The 15,976-nt window shown below is 32.5% G+C and carries 10 protein-coding genes; all 10 read left to right on the top strand.

Annotation, left to right across the window (positions count from 1 at the left end; all coding sequences use genetic code 11):
* Positions 1 to 46 precede the first annotated feature (46 nt).
* The 10 genes from AC1Q6O_RS05410 (at position 47) to AC1Q6O_RS05365 (ending at position 15,972) form a co-directional block, all read left to right on the top strand.
* Positions 47 to 526: a hypothetical protein gene (locus tag AC1Q6O_RS05410; protein WP_089986615.1), complete on the top strand. Its 480-nt coding sequence runs from the start codon at positions 47 to 49 to the stop codon at positions 524 to 526.
* 263 nt (positions 527 to 789) lie between these two features.
* Entirely contained in the window at positions 790 to 1,332 is a 543-nt protein-coding gene (locus AC1Q6O_RS05405; protein WP_089986616.1) for a hypothetical protein, read from the top strand.
* Entirely contained in the window at positions 1,329 to 2,084 is a 756-nt protein-coding gene (locus AC1Q6O_RS05400) for a hypothetical protein (RefSeq protein ID WP_492400989.1), read from the top strand. Before AC1Q6O_RS05405 ends, AC1Q6O_RS05400 begins: the two co-directional genes overlap by 4 nt.
* 34 nt (positions 2,085 to 2,118) lie before the next feature.
* Positions 2,119 to 3,117 (top strand): YomU family phage tail tube protein, encoded by a 999-nt coding sequence (locus AC1Q6O_RS05395; RefSeq protein ID WP_492400988.1) that lies wholly within the window; start codon positions 2,119 to 2,121, stop codon positions 3,115 to 3,117.
* A 68-nt stretch (positions 3,118 to 3,185) separates the two neighbouring features.
* Positions 3,186 to 3,692 carry a YomO family phage-derived protein gene (locus AC1Q6O_RS05390; RefSeq protein ID WP_089986619.1) on the top strand — a complete coding sequence of 169 codons (507 nt, stop codon included), beginning with the start codon at positions 3,186 to 3,188 and terminating at the stop codon, positions 3,690 to 3,692.
* A gap of 154 nt (positions 3,693 to 3,846) precedes the next feature.
* A complete protein-coding gene (locus AC1Q6O_RS05385; protein WP_492400987.1) occupies positions 3,847 to 10,245 on the top strand; it encodes a peptidoglycan DD-metalloendopeptidase family protein in 6,399 nt (2,132 codons plus the stop codon).
* A 20-nt stretch (positions 10,246 to 10,265) separates the two neighbouring features.
* Entirely contained in the window at positions 10,266 to 10,841 is a 576-nt protein-coding gene (locus tag AC1Q6O_RS05380; RefSeq protein WP_161785555.1) for a distal tail protein Dit, read from the top strand.
* Entirely contained in the window at positions 10,842 to 11,498 is a 657-nt protein-coding gene (locus AC1Q6O_RS05375; RefSeq protein ID WP_171365202.1) for a hypothetical protein, read from the top strand.
* Between the two features lie 11 nt (positions 11,499 to 11,509).
* A complete protein-coding gene (locus tag AC1Q6O_RS05370) occupies positions 11,510 to 12,148 on the top strand; it encodes a hypothetical protein (protein ID WP_492400986.1) in 639 nt (212 codons plus the stop codon).
* 11 nt (positions 12,149 to 12,159) lie between these two features.
* On the top strand, positions 12,160 to 15,972 hold the full coding sequence (locus AC1Q6O_RS05365) for a phage tail spike protein (protein ID WP_171365204.1): 3,813 nt from the start codon (positions 12,160 to 12,162) through the stop codon (positions 15,970 to 15,972).
* Positions 15,973 to 15,976: the final 4 nt, after the last annotated feature.

Raw genomic sequence — 15,976 nt, 5'->3', positions numbered from 1 at the left:
ATTATCCCCTACACCAGTCACCATAATAAGTAGAAGGAGAATTAATATGAAAATACAATTACCACATACGATAATTGAATTAAATTTAGAGCTTCCGATAGAAGAACGAGTGTTATACATACAATCCATATTAGAAAATGAGAGAATTGTTTATGGTGGTGAAGAAATATCTTTAGAGATCTATTTACATATTACCTCGCAAGCTCATCATACAATCGTATTATTAGATATGCTTGGGTATTATATGACCAAGGGATATTTTACTAGGGAAGAGCTATTATTAGAAGAAGAAAGCTTAAAGTATATTAAGGAAGCTAAAAGGCGAAATAAAAGACGGAGAGAATTAGCAAAATTACTTAAAAATCAAAGTACACCACATCAATTACAAGATAATTATGTACTCTCCCACTATAAACAGAAAGAAATAAAAAAAGGCTCTCACAGACATAATACATTTTCAAATACCTCCTATTTTGAAGCTCTTACACTCGGCATTGAGGAATTAGACGAAGAATCCACCCAATGAGTGAATTAATTTAAAATACATATTAAAAATGAAATTTTCTAATAGGTCTGTATGGCTCCCTTTTACAGACCTATCATGAAGGTTTCATCTTCATAATAGTGTAACTTTTAATTTTGAGATGCAGTTTCACTAGATTAGTATGAATCCTTATCATTAAATGAAAGAAGGTGATGCCTATTGGTTGTATAAATGGATCTAACAAATTTTTAATGAAGAAACCTTCAAAGTGACACTCTTCTTTAGGAGGCTGAGGATAAAGGAGAATGAAAATTGTAAAAAACATAACTGAATTTTATCACTCATTAATCAATAATGAAAAACTTCTTCGTTTGCTGTACTACATACCTAAAGATCCATTCGATGATCCACTTGACGAATCAAAATTGGATGTCTCTCAATTACCCGAGAAAGAACAAATACTTAATAATTTAATCGTTATTGGTGATAAATCTAATGATTTATCGCTAGAAACAAACTTTTGCAGAATTTGTTTATATACAGGACCTCGGTTGCCTCAAAAAAATTATCTAAAAAACATCAATCAATTTACGGATAATCCCTACTCAAGCACCCAGCAATATATTTTTGATATTTATACACCTGATTCTGTCAATAATATTGATTTTCGTATTGATTGGCTTGGTGAAGTGCTAAATGAAGTGCTGTTTCAAGAGGATATTGAAGAATTTGGGGATTTAAGATTCCATAGTGGACTGCCCATCACCAATTTACCAAAAGGTTTCGTTGGTTATCGCTGGAGTTACATTATGCCCTCAGGACAACAACCTACAGGGTATAGATCATGAACATCAACACTAAACGGGCTTTTGGGAAACCTCTTAATTATAAAGGTTTAAATATTTATCCTGTAAAAATGAAGGATGTAGATGAATTTTATGATGCCGTGCAATGTTTACTTTTACCTAAAAACGATTTTCAACAACCAGAAATAATTAGAATGTCCTACTTGCTCTTTTTAATTTCTGTGTCACAAAACGATGGTGGGCATGAAATTATAGAGAAATTAATTTCATTATATCGATTAGTTTTTAATACCAAGGATATTCATATTGCGATGAATGAAAAAGGCATGGTCTTTATGGAAATCGATGGTATTACTCTGTATGAGCGAGATTTCGATAAAATCAAGACCATTATTAGTGAACAAAATCTTATTGACTTAGATGATGGTTTTATTGATCCTGGTACAAAAAAAGCCATACAAGAAGCACGTGCATTTATGGCGAAAAGAAAAACAAGACAAGCAGATTTAGAGCAACAAATCATTGCCTACCATTGTAAATCTGGTTTACCCTATCATGAAATTGAACAGTTAACTTTATACCAATTCCATAAAGGATTATCACGCATGGACTATATGGTAAGTAGCGATGCCATTCTTAACGCACGCTACTCTGGGATGATTGAATTTAAAAATGACCAAGATCTCCCCCATTGGTTAGGCTTTATTGAAGAACCGAAGAAAAACGAAGATGTCATTATTACAAAATCGGCATTTGATCAACAAATGAAAAAACTAGGGCTTGAACCTAGTTAAATAAAAAATTAAAACTAAAAGGATGGTAATTTATATGTCACAACAAAATCAATTTTTAACTTCAGTAGCAAATGTTCGTTTATTTGATCGTTTAACAGATGAATTAATTTTAAATGGTAAAACATTACTTAACTCATCTATGACTCAAGCTATTCAAACACAGGCCATTCATGCTGGTAAAGGCTCTAAAAAGGTGTACGAATTAAACTATCAGAAAGAATTAACGTTCTCTATTGAAGATGCTGCTTTTGATACTGCCTATATTGCTTTACAAAATGGTACTGAAATCAATCATCGATTAGCTGAATATTATACAGATGAAATTATTTTACTTGATGCTACTGGTAAAGGTACATTAGCTGAAACTCCTCTAGGTAAGGTACATGTGGAGCAACTAAACGGTACATTCACACAATTTATGCCAACTGGTAAGGAAATTAGTGTCCCTACATTAGCTGGTAAAGAAATCCAGGTTATCTACGCTGTTCAGGAAATGATGGATACAATTGAAATTTCAGCTGACTCATTCCCTAAAGCAGTTCGTATGGAATTAAACGTAGATATTCGATCTAACAATGGAAAAACTGGGGAAGTTATTATTGAAGTACCAAACTTCAAACCGAATGGTGCTGTAGAAATTTCAATGACACATGAAGGTGTTGCTTCTTCTTCACTAGCTGGTAGCTCACTTGCCGATAAAAAAGGAAATTATGCTTATATTAAATTGCGTAATTTATCTGAGGATAAAGTACAGTTTAATGCACTTGCTGCCAACCCATCTCATGTAGTTCTAGATTCTACAGTCGCTGGAGACAAACAACTAATTTCAGTGTTAGGTATTCGTGGGGCAGGCTATAGCAATGTATTGCTACAAAACAAAGATTTAACTTGGACATCTAAATCTCCGTCTGTCGCAACTGTAAATGCAGATGGAGTCGTTACTTTAGGATCTTCTTCAAAAGTCAATGATCAAACAATTATTGAGGTAACAGATGGTACTTACAGCGAAAAAATTATTGTAGATATCGTATAAGTGAATTAATTTAAAAAGGGTAGAATTATTCTACCCTTTTTACTTTTTAATCAGTAAAGGAGTGTACTATGACAAAACGTGAGACGAAATTAACATTGACAGATATACATAAAAATGCAAAAGAATTAAATAAAAAGCAAAAATTTTTCATTGATAAAGATCAAGGAAAATTTATTTATTACTACCCTAAATTTAGTAAGCGTAAAATAACTATTTTAATCAAAGATTTATCCGATACGTTGGCCTATGTAGAGCAGCATAAGCTAGATTTTTTCAACAATGATGATGAATTAAATAATTATATTCTATTTTTAATTATTAAACATTTTACTGACTTACAAACTGAATTAAAAGATAAATCCGTTGAACTTCATTTTGCTACTATGAATGAACTAGTTGACATCGGTTGGTACGAAATGTTCCTGCTGAAAATGTTCCCTATGCAAGAAATTTCTAGTGTTTTAGATGAAATTAAAAAGCGACTAAATGTAAGTTTTAAATATTTAGCACTAGAAGAAGAGCTCAGTCGAGAAGGACAAACTGTTGATTCAATTCTTAATGATAAAGATAATTAGAATTTTGAACTACTCCCCTACCTAATTGGGTGGGTATTTGAATATTTTAGAGCAATTATTGTCATCTAAAAAAATATGCAAATTAAAAACAGCTACCATCTTAAATAACATAGTAGCTGATTTTTCATTTGATTTAATGAGGAGGGAATATTGATTGAGTACTGGTGGTGAACAAAAAAAACCCACAGAGTTTCTAGTGGCTCTAAAAATTAACGACAGGATCTCGAAACAAAATATTTCTACATACTTAAAAAAATTAAAGAACATCCCCAATCTATCGATCAATTTAGACGTTACAGGATCAAATACTCAAATATTTAATGAGTATGGAAAGCAAATTAAAGCTTTAGAACAGCAATTAGAAGCATTTCATTTAAAGCTGCAAAATGTGGGAACTGAATCATCCGCTCCCCTTACCATTTTCGAAGATTTCAAGCAAGGAATTACTAATTCTTTAAAATCTCTCGATACTCTTAATGAAATGTTTGATGATGTACATATAAATGTGAAAGAAATTTCTAAACAGCTGGCCAAAATTCCGACTGGCGATCTTCAATCTCTACAAAATTTAGCGTCACAATTGAAAGTAGAAATGGAAACAATCTCTACAAATCAATTTAAACTCTATGGAATCCAAGAAGCGCAGCAAAATTTGCAGGCTTTAGAATCTAATTTATATAATATCTACGAACTCCAAAAAGCCTATGCGAATACTACTGATTTTGACCAATTAGCATCACAAATCACCGATTTAAATACCCAACTGACCAACATCCAGCTTGGTGAAGGTTTAAACATAGCAGGCATTTCTGATATTTCAAACCAAATTGACAAGATGAGTCAGAGTATAGTTGATTTTGGAAACAATGCTAATACAGCCGCTCAAAGTTCAAACAAAATGGGTACCATCTTAATTGATGGAACTAAAAGGGCAATCGAATTAACAGAATTATACAACAATACTGTAAATAAAATTAAACCACCCCCAGCTATTGTAGAAAACCAGAATACAACCTCTGAAGGAGGAAGTACTGGTGCATCGGCTTTAAGCGGTATTACAGCTCTTTCAAAAGGATTGTTGGCAACAACTGGTGTTGGTGCTTTATTATTATCAGCGGAAGCAGGATTAAATTTTTTATTTGAAAAGCAAGCTAAAACCAAAGCCGAGGCAGAAAAATTTGCAAATGATGTAGCGATGGCCAATAAACAGTTACTCGCATCCTATGAACAAAATGCAGACACAATCGATAAATTACTTCCAAAATATGAAAGATTACATGAAATAGTCAACAACGGAAATGCTGATACGAACACACTTTCTGAATACTACGATATACAAAACAAATTAACTACCCTTTTACCATCTTTAATTTCAGATGAAGATGAATATAACAGGAAAATAGTAGGCTCTGTTGAATCAGTCAAAATTAAAACCGAACTATTGAAAGAGCAACTAGCAATAGAAAAAGAAAAGGCATCTCTGAAAGAAAATGAAAATAACTCTAAAATAATTGATAAATATGAAGGAAATATTACCGATTATAATTCACAAATACAAGAACAATTAAAAAAATTTAGTACTATTTATAATAGTTCTTTCAGCCAATTTTCATTACCTCTTTTGGATGAAAAAGGCGATTTAATTTATAATTCCTTTGAAAAGCTAACAGAATTAAAAGAAATTTTAAATCAGAAGCGTAATGAGGCTTTGGCTTTAGGAAATAACGAATTAGCAAATGAATACGAAAGGTTAGAACATGAAGTAAATTACACTAGTAATCTAATAAACAATACTAATCTTAATTTAGCAGATAGTACTTCCAAATTAAAAAATGCCTATATAACAGAGTTAGAAAGTATTATAAATAAAAATGAAGATTTAAAAGGCAGTACTAAAGAGTTCGCACAGACAATTAGCTCTGAACTAATATTTGATTCTAATGCGGATGGAATAAAGAACCTACAATTAGCCCTATCAACACTACTGAGTGGGAATAATACCTCTAATTTAATAGAAGAAATGAATTCCCAATTCAACAAACTATATTATGCAACTCCAGAAAAGTTTAAAGAAAAAGAGAAAGAAGTGTCTAAATATGTAGACAACCTAAAAGACATATTTAAAACTGCTAATCCAGATATGGACGAATCACAACTTGAGTCTATTCAAACTGGTGCCAAAAATAAATTAAATAATATAATAAATGAATTCAAGAAATACAACAATGTAATGAATGTTACTGGGCTTTCTCTAGTAAATTTCACTTCAAAAACTTCTTCTTCAGGTAATGAGCTGGATAATCTGGCATCTAAGATGAGAAATTATAAGGATTCATCTGAAGAGGCCCTCGGGATTTCATCTTCATATATTAATGTATTAGATGATTCTTTATTTACTTATCAAGAAATCTCAAAACAATTAGAAGATTATTCACAACAAACCTTAGTTGATTTATTAAATAAAGAAAAATTAACAGCCGCAGAACAAAGAATAGTAGACCTTTATAAAACTAGGAATGAAATATTAAGAGACTTATCATCTGTCTATCCTAATATAGTAAATGATGAATCTATATTAATGGGTATTTCAGCAGAAAAAATCAATTTGATGATTGCTGAAAATAAAGCAAATGATGCTTTATTAAAAGCCCATAAGTTAAATCGTGAAAATAAATTATCTGAAGAACAAAAGGCTACTCTGGAACTTGCAATTGAAACGAATAAACGAATTAGCATCAGAAACATCGAAGTTCAACAACTAGAATCAAAATTAGCGGAACATGCAAAAAAAATAGATGAAAAGCCTACTTCTTCTTCTGATCTAGCAAAGCTACAAAATGAAATGGCTTACCATAGAGCCGCTGCAACATACGAACCTAAAATAAAATTGAAAAACGCTGAATTAATTGATTTAACCAATTTAAAAATAAATTATGGTGAACAATTAAGTAAAGTTGGTAACTCTGTTACTAAATTAACTAACGCTGAAAAAAATGCCAACAAGTCAACAACGCAATCAATATACATAACCGATAAATACAAACAAAAACTTGAAGAGTTAAATCTCGGAATTGAAAAACAACAAAGATTGCTGTCTAAGCTACCTGAACATTCTAGTGAGTATCGAAGAGCTTTAGAAACTCAAATTCAATTTGAAAAAGAAAAACTTCGAGTGATGCAACAGCAAGAGGCTTCTTTAAAAAATCAGATTGCCTCAGGGAAAATTCAGCAAACAGGTAATATAACAAGCAAGTCCCTCACTTCTTCTACAACTACTAATCTAAACGGTTGGTCTGGCAAAATCACTAGTGCATATGGAGGCCGTAAAGACCCGATTTCAGGAAAACCTGATTTCCATCTCGGCATGGATATTTCTGGGTCTAAAGGGACTAGCTTAGATGCGAATGTTGCAGGCAAAATAATAGCTAGTGGTGATGCTATTAAAAATGGCTATGACGACTCTTATGGAAATATTGTTGTCGTACAAGATGCAAATAATTTCAAACATCTTTATGCCCATCTAGATAAAGCTATTGCTAAAATTGGTGATTATGTTGATGTGGGCACACAAATAGGTAATATTGGTGCTTCTGGTACTAGAGTGACAGGCCCTCACCTACATTACGAAGTAAAGAATGGTAGCGGACAACGCTTAGACCCAACAAGTTACTATACTGCTGCAAAAAATGGAGCCACAACTTCTACATCCTTTGCAGTTGACACGACACAACAAGCTATTGATCAAACAAAATCTGAATTAGTAAGTTTACAGCAACAGATTTTAAATCAAAAAGATTTAGTAGAAGACCTTGAGCGAGACATAATTGATAGTTATCTTTCCTCTTTTGAAAACAAAAAGACAACAATTGATAACTTATTGGAAACTAGTGATAACAGATTAAGGAAACTCACTGTCACATCAGAATCCTATCGTAAAGAACTAGACAGACAAACAGCTGCTTTAAATGATAAAAAGAAAATTAACCAAAATGAAATTGCTTATCTGGAAGGCGTTATTAAGAGTGGTACTGCTTCAAAAAAGGTCATTGATGAGTATACGCAACGTCTTCATGAACTGAACAATGTCAATAGTGAGATAGATTTTGCCATTTGGGATGTTGGCTCAAAAAAAGTTGAATCCTACATGTCAAAGTATGAAGAACAACGTCAAATTCAGGATAATGTTCTCGCCTATGAAAAAGCAAAACTTGGAGAATTAGATACTTCCTCTGCTAGGTATGTAAAATCACTTGTAAATATTAATAATGCGATGAAGGAAAAACAGAATGCCAATCTTTATGAACTAACTCAATTAAAAATCCTAGTAAACGGAAATAAAGCGTATGGCGATGGTTTACAATCTGCGAAAAAACGCATTGAAGAGTTAACGATCGGTATGAAAGAGTTACAGGTTGATATTCAAGATAGTGACTATGATATTTTAATCAATATCAAAACCCAATCGGATGAGAAAATAAATAATATAGAATCCGAAATAAATCGAGCTGAATTGATTCGTAAAATGTTTGATGAGGGTTCGGCAGATTATGAGAAATATACAAACATTATGATTAATGCCCAAGAAAGAATTGCTCAACAGCATTTAGAAACTAGAGATAATTTGCTAGAAGAATTAAAACAGCGTGATATCACTGCTGAACGTATCAAAGAAATCACAAAATTAATAAATGAAGAGTATAACGGCTATTTAAATGCCACGTTAGCTATTAAAGACTATACAAAGCAAAAGGACGATGCAAAAAAAGCCCAACTTGATAAAATTGCAGATAAAGTTATTAGTGCGTATAAAGATTATTATCAAGAACTTCGAGATGAGCAAATCAAGCAACTTGATGAAGAAATTGAGCGCGAAAATAAAAAACATGAAACAATCATGAAAAATCTGCAAGAAGAAATGGACTTATTTAGAAAAAGTGTTGAAGATAAGCTAAGGCTCATTGACCGAGAAGAATCTCAAAGAAGCTATGATATGGAGATTTCCGATTTAGAAAGTGAACGGAATGACGTACAGAGCAAGCTAAATATTTTAGCGTTAGATAATTCTTATGAAGCGAAAGCAAAGAGGAAAAGTCTACAAGAACAGTTAGATGAAATTGATAAAACAATTGCGGAAAAACGCCATAACCGAGAAATTGATTTACGTAAAGAGTCTTTAAATGATGCATTAGAATCAAAAGAGGAAGAAATAAATGAAAAAATAGAGCTACAAGAGTCAGAGCATGATAATTTAGTCAATAAAATTAATCTTGAAAAAGAACATTGGGAGTCGTACTATAGCGATTTACTAAATAATGAACGCCAATTCGCTAAAATGAGAGAAGATATCATCAACGGTCATTTAACTAATGTGGAGGCAGACTTCAATCAGTACCGAGATAAATTAAAAGCCTCACTACCCGAAATTAGCGGTGCATTAGACGATACTATGAAAGCTATAGGTTTTTCTATCCGAGACAATGTTATTCTCGAACTAGAAGAAGCTCTAGATTTAATAAAAAAATTTAATGACAGTCAAGAATCAAAAGATAATGGTTCATTTGAATCGAATCTTTCCAATCCACAAACATCTAAAGGTAATTTATCTAATGCGGACTTACAAGTTCTATTAGGAAAGTTCTTATATGACAGAGTTTTGCCGAATGTTTCTGGCCAGGATCAGAGTGCCGTTAGTGAAATGGCAAAAAATTTAGCAGCAAAGGGTCGCGATAAGGCTGATTCCCGATTTACTGAAAATGGTGCTAATTTTAATGAGTCCACAAGGGTTCTTACACAAGCAGAGATGGATTCATTATCTGAGTATTTTAATAGTAATAAAAACTTGCTTGGTGGGAAATATAATAGCTTTTTTGAGCAGTTTTTCAATGAGAATTCAGGAAATACACAAGAAAATGGAAGTAAACTATCTGATGCGGATATGAAAGTTATGTTAGGCAAATTTATTTACGAGAAACTTGTACCTGAACCATCTTTAAATGCAAATACTAAAATGTCTCTAAAAAACAAAGCTGATAATCTCGCTTCAGAAGGCAGAAATAAAGATTCCCAAATCTCCGAAAATGTAACATTTGATTCTGTAAAAAATAATTACTCTTCTGAACAAATACAACAATTAAAAACTTTCTTTAATTCCAGATTAGATATGATTGTAAATCTTACAACCCGTGAATTAATGAAGAAAAAAATTGCCTCACTTGACAGTGGCGGTTTCATGAACTGGACTGGAATTGGGATTGATGGTAAAGGAGGCAAAGCTATTATTGCTCACCCTCAAGAAATTATGTTGAATAAAGCTGATACACAAAGTTTGTTTAATTCAATCAATATAATGGATAGTATCATGAATAATTTATCCCCTCTCTTACTAAAGTTTACCCCATTCCAAAAGTCATCCTCTGTTAGTACAGGCGATACGTATGGTGACATTAAGATAAACTTCCACATCGATAAAATGAACGGTGACAAAAACGACTTACATCGATTTAGTAAAATGATTGATGATGATTTATTGCGTAGGAAAGGAATGAGAAAGTAATGTTGGAATCTATTCATTTTATGTATGACAACATTTCATCAAAAGATATGGGGATTCAAATTGCTTCAACAAGAGGAGGTTTATTTGAAGAAAACTTTCTTCCTAGAAGGAGAATTATTGAGAAAAAAATTGCTAATAATGAAAAACCGTATTTTCAAAAGGTTGAACATGAACCCCTCTCCTTTAACTTGTCCTTTTATCTTGAAGATTGGCTTGATGACCACGATCTAAGAAAAATTGCTCGTTGGTTATTTCAGCCATATTACAAACCCTTAATTTTTGACAATAATCCAAATAGAGTATTATACGCCCTGGTAGAAGGAAATTCTGCATTATTACATAATGGTTTAAAGCAAGGTTATGTAGAACTAACTATTAGATGTGATTCTCCTTATACTTACTCTCATGAACTTATTTTTAATAATATGGCATTTAGAAATGCTAATACTGGTTATCAAATTATCGACGACATGAAAAGCTTTGAACAAGGGAGTTTTTTTAATTCGAAGGTTACCTCTAATGGTTTAACAATTGATAAAGTTGATAATTCTTGGGGAGCACAATATGCCAATATCAAAAAATGGAGTGAATTTTAAATGGAAACAACAGATGGACTTAAATTAAATATTACTACTGAATCCTCTTTTGAAGATGATGATATAAAAAATACCATTGTTGAATATGGCAATAATTTTAGTAAATTAGAAAAATACTTAAAAGATTCAACTCAATCTATTGAAGATCTAGGTGATAATAAATATTATCCAATTGGTCATATTATGTGGAATAAGGTCCCTGCCTCAGGTTCATATATCGGCTGGGTTGTCACAAGAGAAGGTATTCAAGCAAAAAAATGGTTGCCAAATAAAAATTACAGTATTGGCAATTTAGTAAAGCCGCCTGTAGATAATGGTGGCCTTTATGAATGCGTGGTCGATGGGAAAAGTTCCACTACCCCTCCAACTTTTATTACTTCCTTACAACAAGAATTTCCCGAGGTATCAGGAAAAATTTGGCGCAAAGAATTCAATTATGAGGTAGGTGACTTGGTATTCCCTACTAATGGAAGTAAGACATATTATTATCTTTGTGAGACAGCAGGCTACTCCTCCCCTACTGAACCTGAATGGTCTTCTGTTCAAAACGATACAGCATTTATTGATAGTTCAGTTGTCTGGAGAAAAGCAAAAAATATCATTTGGAAAAAGGTTGGCACAAATAGTGAGTTTAGACCTTTTGGAAAAATAGAATAGGAGTATTTAGAATGAAATGGGGTTCCTTAATAAATTCAACAGGCTCTTATGTATCTAAATATTATGAAATTACGAATGCTTCTTCAAAATATTTAACAACCATCCTCGCTAATATGATAAATATACATCATCAACAAATAGAGTTTCTCTATTCCCTCTCTTACGACTACAAGAATTGGACTAATTGGAAAACAATAAATTTCAGTGATAACAATTTGTTAGATGGCTTTAATTTAGATGGTTTGATTTTTAGATATAAGATTGTTCTTCATGCAAAAAAGGATAACGAAAAACCTTATATACAATCTTTCTCTATCACCTTCGATCCTTGCGAATCCTTAGAAAATCTGGGCGATTTTATTGTTAAGCCAAAACTATGGATTAAGAAAAAGAATGGAAAAGGCAGTATAGAACTAACCAATATCATGACAAATCAAACATTAGTTGTAGACAATCTTATCGATAATGAAGAAGTATTTATTGATTGTCAAAAAGAAGATATTGTTTCTGACAGGCAGCATTTAGGTTTTTATCGGTATGATGATCATAATGATGAATTCCTAGCATTAATAATCGGAACTAATCTCCTAAAAGGAAAAGGGGATTTCGATATGGATGTTAGACATCAGTATGTCTTTTTACAGGAGTGAGGTGAAAATCATTGAAATTAGGTGAAATAGATTACCGTTTAAAACCAGATGATGCAAGAATATTTTTATGTAGTCCAGATAAAAAAACAATTGCCAGAATTAGTGAGGCATATGATATCAATTATAGTACTAAGGTTTCGGTCCTAAATGAAATTTCATTTAAAATACCTACTGTCCTAATGGAAGATGGGATTCCTTTTGAAAATAAAAATATTGATAAAATAAGAAACAGGTATCTTTTCAAATTGAAATATGGGCAAATCACTGAATACTTTTTAATGAACGAATCCAGTAAATCCTATAGTGATGATGAGTATATTAGTTATACTGCTTTGTCACTCGGCGTCCAATTAAGTGATAAAAATATACGACAATTTGAAGTAGTCAGTAAAACATTGTCTCATATTATTACTGATATTTTATCTTCCGTAAATACAAAATGGAAATTAGGCTATGTTGACAGTTCCTTCGAGGAGGTTTATCGAAGCTATGAGGTTTCATCAAATAATATTTTAGAAATTATTTATGATTTAGCAAAAGTTTGGAATGCTTTAATTGTATGGGATTCAATAAAATATGAAATCAATTTCTATAAACCCGAAAATATTGGTAAAGATAAAGGCTTCCACCTCCGTGATGGAAAATATTTAGAGTCATTCAATTTAGCGACAAACACAATTGATACAATCACTCGCTTAAAAGTGTATGGACAAGATGGCTTATCTATACATCGATTAAATCCTACCGGTCAATCCTATCTCGAAGATTACAGATACTACCTCTACCCTTTCAAACGTGAAAACGGGATTGTTGTCAGTCATTCTAAATATTTAACAGATGGTTTATGCATTGCATTAGAAGACTATCAGGCGTTGGTTGAATCCTTATCAGAGAAGTTTACTAATTTAACTACAATGGTCACTACACAAAATTCCATTATCCAAACAGAGGAACAAAAACTAAGTACCCTGAATTCCCAAAGAGTCCTTATTGAAGATGAATTAGATTTATCAAATGCAAATTTTCACTCCTCAACTCCAAAGCATCAAGACATCATTCAACGTTTAGAGGCCAAACGATTAGAGATCTCCACTCAAGAAGCCTTTATTAGAGATTTAAACTATCAGCTTTCTGATTACGTAAATGAATTACTTGCGTTACAGGAAAAATTAACTAGAGAAAATAACTTTACAGTTGGGCAGTTAGCCGAGCTATCCGATTTTGAAATAGAAAAAGAATATACTAATGATTCAATTGTTGATGATGAGGACTTAATGGAAGACGGTAAGGAAGTATTCAGACAATATTTAGAGCCAAAAATCAGATTAGATATGAACTTAATTGATTTTCTATCCATCGTTGAATGCCAAAATGATTGGGACAAGTTAGGTTTAGGAGATATTATTAGGGTTAGATATGATAGATTACAAGTGGATATAAAAGCCAAAATTACGGAAATTACTCATGACTTTGAAAATGAAAGTATTTCTCTTGTTATCGAAAATGAATTTGATGAAGACAATAATTGGTTAGAACAGCTTAATAAAGCAGGCAATACATCTACAATTGTTCAGATGGATAAATGGAAGTGGAATTTGTCCGAGCAGAACAACGGGGCCATTAACGATATCATCAATAATAAATGGGATGCATTAAAAAATGCTGTCATGGCTGGTTATAACCAGAAGATAGAAATAAGCGAACGTGGCATTATTGTAAAAGATTTAGAAGATCCATTAAGCTGGCTTGTTATACAAAATGGATTTCTTGCTATCACCAACGATAATGGCGAGTCATGGAAACACGCAATTTCAAAGGATGGAATTTTTGGTGAGCGTATTTTTGGGAAGATCATATCTGGTGTTAATTTGATGATTGAAGATGAATCTGGTATATGGATAACACAGGGCTCAAGAACTACCATTTATAATCGACATGGTGAAGAAACCATGTATTTAGGGTTAGTTTCTAATAATAAAAAAGATGAACAAGGAAACTTAATTCCACAGGACCATGAATGCTTCGGACTTATATCGTGGAATGATGTAACAAGGGTTGCATTAACTACTTGCGAAGGGTTTTCTGTGAGTCAGAAAGATAATGAAGAATGGAAAAAGGTGTTATGGGCTAATACAGATGGTACTCTCTACTCTAGAAACATGATTGCTGAGAATATTAAGATTGTCAATAATCTTGATGAAGTGATCTTAGATGCTGAAAATAACTATTTTAATATTGGTTTATTTGACAAAATTGTAGCTGATGGCAAATTAACGACGCTTGAAAAATTAGAGCTCATTAAAGAATTATATAAAATCCATTCAGACTACAAGCTGCTTCTTCAACAGGCACAAAAATACATACGGAGTGAGAGAGATAATGTTTCAGATATTGACGGTGCTTTTAATACTGCAACTCAAACCTTCCCTACCGTTTACTCTACTACAGACAGGTATTCGACGAGTGCAATAAAAAATGCATATGTAGAGTTAACAACTTACATGTCCAATTATATCAAAATCATAAATACTGGTTACCTTGAATCATCCTTCTTAAATATTGATATGACTGATCCACTGACAGAATCCACGAGTCCCATTGAGAATCGTGGTATTTTTGTGCAGAAATTTAAAAATTACTATGATGAAGCGACTAGATTAAGACAAGAAATTGAGGATTCCTTATTCTATTCAGGTCTCACAATGGGTAGATATCACAACAATCTCATGATGAATGATTTTGGCTTTATCGCTGTTCGGAATGATGGTAAGTATCGAGCTTATCTAAATGCCACTAATGGACTTGCGCTGCAGAAATGGGAAAATGGGAAATGGGTTAGTAAACTATTTGCCACTTTAGGTGACTCTAAATGGGAAGACGGAACACTATACGCCGAAGGATTGGTAACAAAAAATCTTCGAATTGTAGATGGTGACTTAGGTGATGCCATTACTCTAGATTGGGACGAAGGTATTACCATTAATGGGAAAAATGGTGAAAAAATCAGATTAAATGCTAATGAAGCTATCTCCATTTATGTCGATGGTCAGAAGAAATTTTACGTAGGGACAGATGGAAGACTTTATGCAAAAGACATAACTACGCACAACCTTAAAATAGTTGATGGTTTCTTAGGTGAAAAGATCATCTTTGACCAAAATGATGGTATCACTATTAATGGGAATAGCGGTGAGGAAATTCGGCTAAATGCTAATGAGGGTATTGCAATTGATGTCAAACATGAGCCTAGATTTTGGGTCAGTAAAGATGGACACTTGTATGCACGAAAGCTTTTCATTATGAATGGTGAGCTAGATGAGTCGATTCTTGAAGAATTAGCTGACGATGATAGCTTTATCTCTGATTTGACGGTTACTAGACTCAGAACTTATGACCCTAAGGACCCTGATAATTATGTCCATATTAAACAAAAATTTTTAAGATTTATTACCAAAAATGGTTCATCGGAAAATGTTAAATATGAAATGTATTTTGAGGGTTCAGGATCACAAGCCTACCCTATTGCTATTTGGGGTAGTGGTTCAGGTAATAATACTAACAATAATAAAGCTAAGCAATATAAAACCTCTCAAGGTTTCTTTACTGAGTATATAGATGAAACTGGTGAAAAACACTCTATTAATTTAAACACTGAAAGCACAAAATCTATAGAGATTAATTCACCTAGGACGGTATCTATTAAAGGTGGGAGCGGTAGTATCACAATGAATAACTCACTTTTAGAATTAAAATTTGGAAGTAATACGATGACTATGTCTGCAACAGGCATTAAATTAAATGGTACTCGTATTGATCTAAACTAAGGAG

The organism is Lysinibacillus sp. GW823-FHT06C08 (assembly GCF_058795135.1).
Note: the sequence above shows the minus strand (reverse complement) of the source record. Positions and strands in the feature narration are given on the sequence as shown.

Excerpts from the sequence above, each read along its gene's own strand:
- AC1Q6O_RS05390 (WP_089986619.1), top strand. The coding sequence starts at position 3,186 with ATGACAAAACGTGAGACGAAATTAACATTGACAGATATACATAAAAAT.
- AC1Q6O_RS05400 (WP_492400989.1), top strand. The coding sequence starts at position 1,329 with ATGAACATCAACACTAAACGGGCTTTTGGGAAACCTCTTAATTATAAA.
- AC1Q6O_RS05410 (WP_089986615.1), top strand. The coding sequence starts at position 47 with ATGAAAATACAATTACCACATACGATAATTGAATTAAATTTAGAGCTT.
- AC1Q6O_RS05370 (WP_492400986.1), top strand. The coding sequence starts at position 11,510 with ATGAAATGGGGTTCCTTAATAAATTCAACAGGCTCTTATGTATCTAAA.
- AC1Q6O_RS05405 (WP_089986616.1), top strand. The coding sequence starts at position 790 with ATGAAAATTGTAAAAAACATAACTGAATTTTATCACTCATTAATCAAT.
- AC1Q6O_RS05375 (WP_171365202.1), top strand. The coding sequence starts at position 10,842 with ATGGAAACAACAGATGGACTTAAATTAAATATTACTACTGAATCCTCT.
- AC1Q6O_RS05380 (WP_161785555.1), top strand. The coding sequence starts at position 10,266 with ATGTATGACAACATTTCATCAAAAGATATGGGGATTCAAATTGCTTCA.
- AC1Q6O_RS05395 (WP_492400988.1), top strand. The coding sequence starts at position 2,119 with ATGTCACAACAAAATCAATTTTTAACTTCAGTAGCAAATGTTCGTTTA.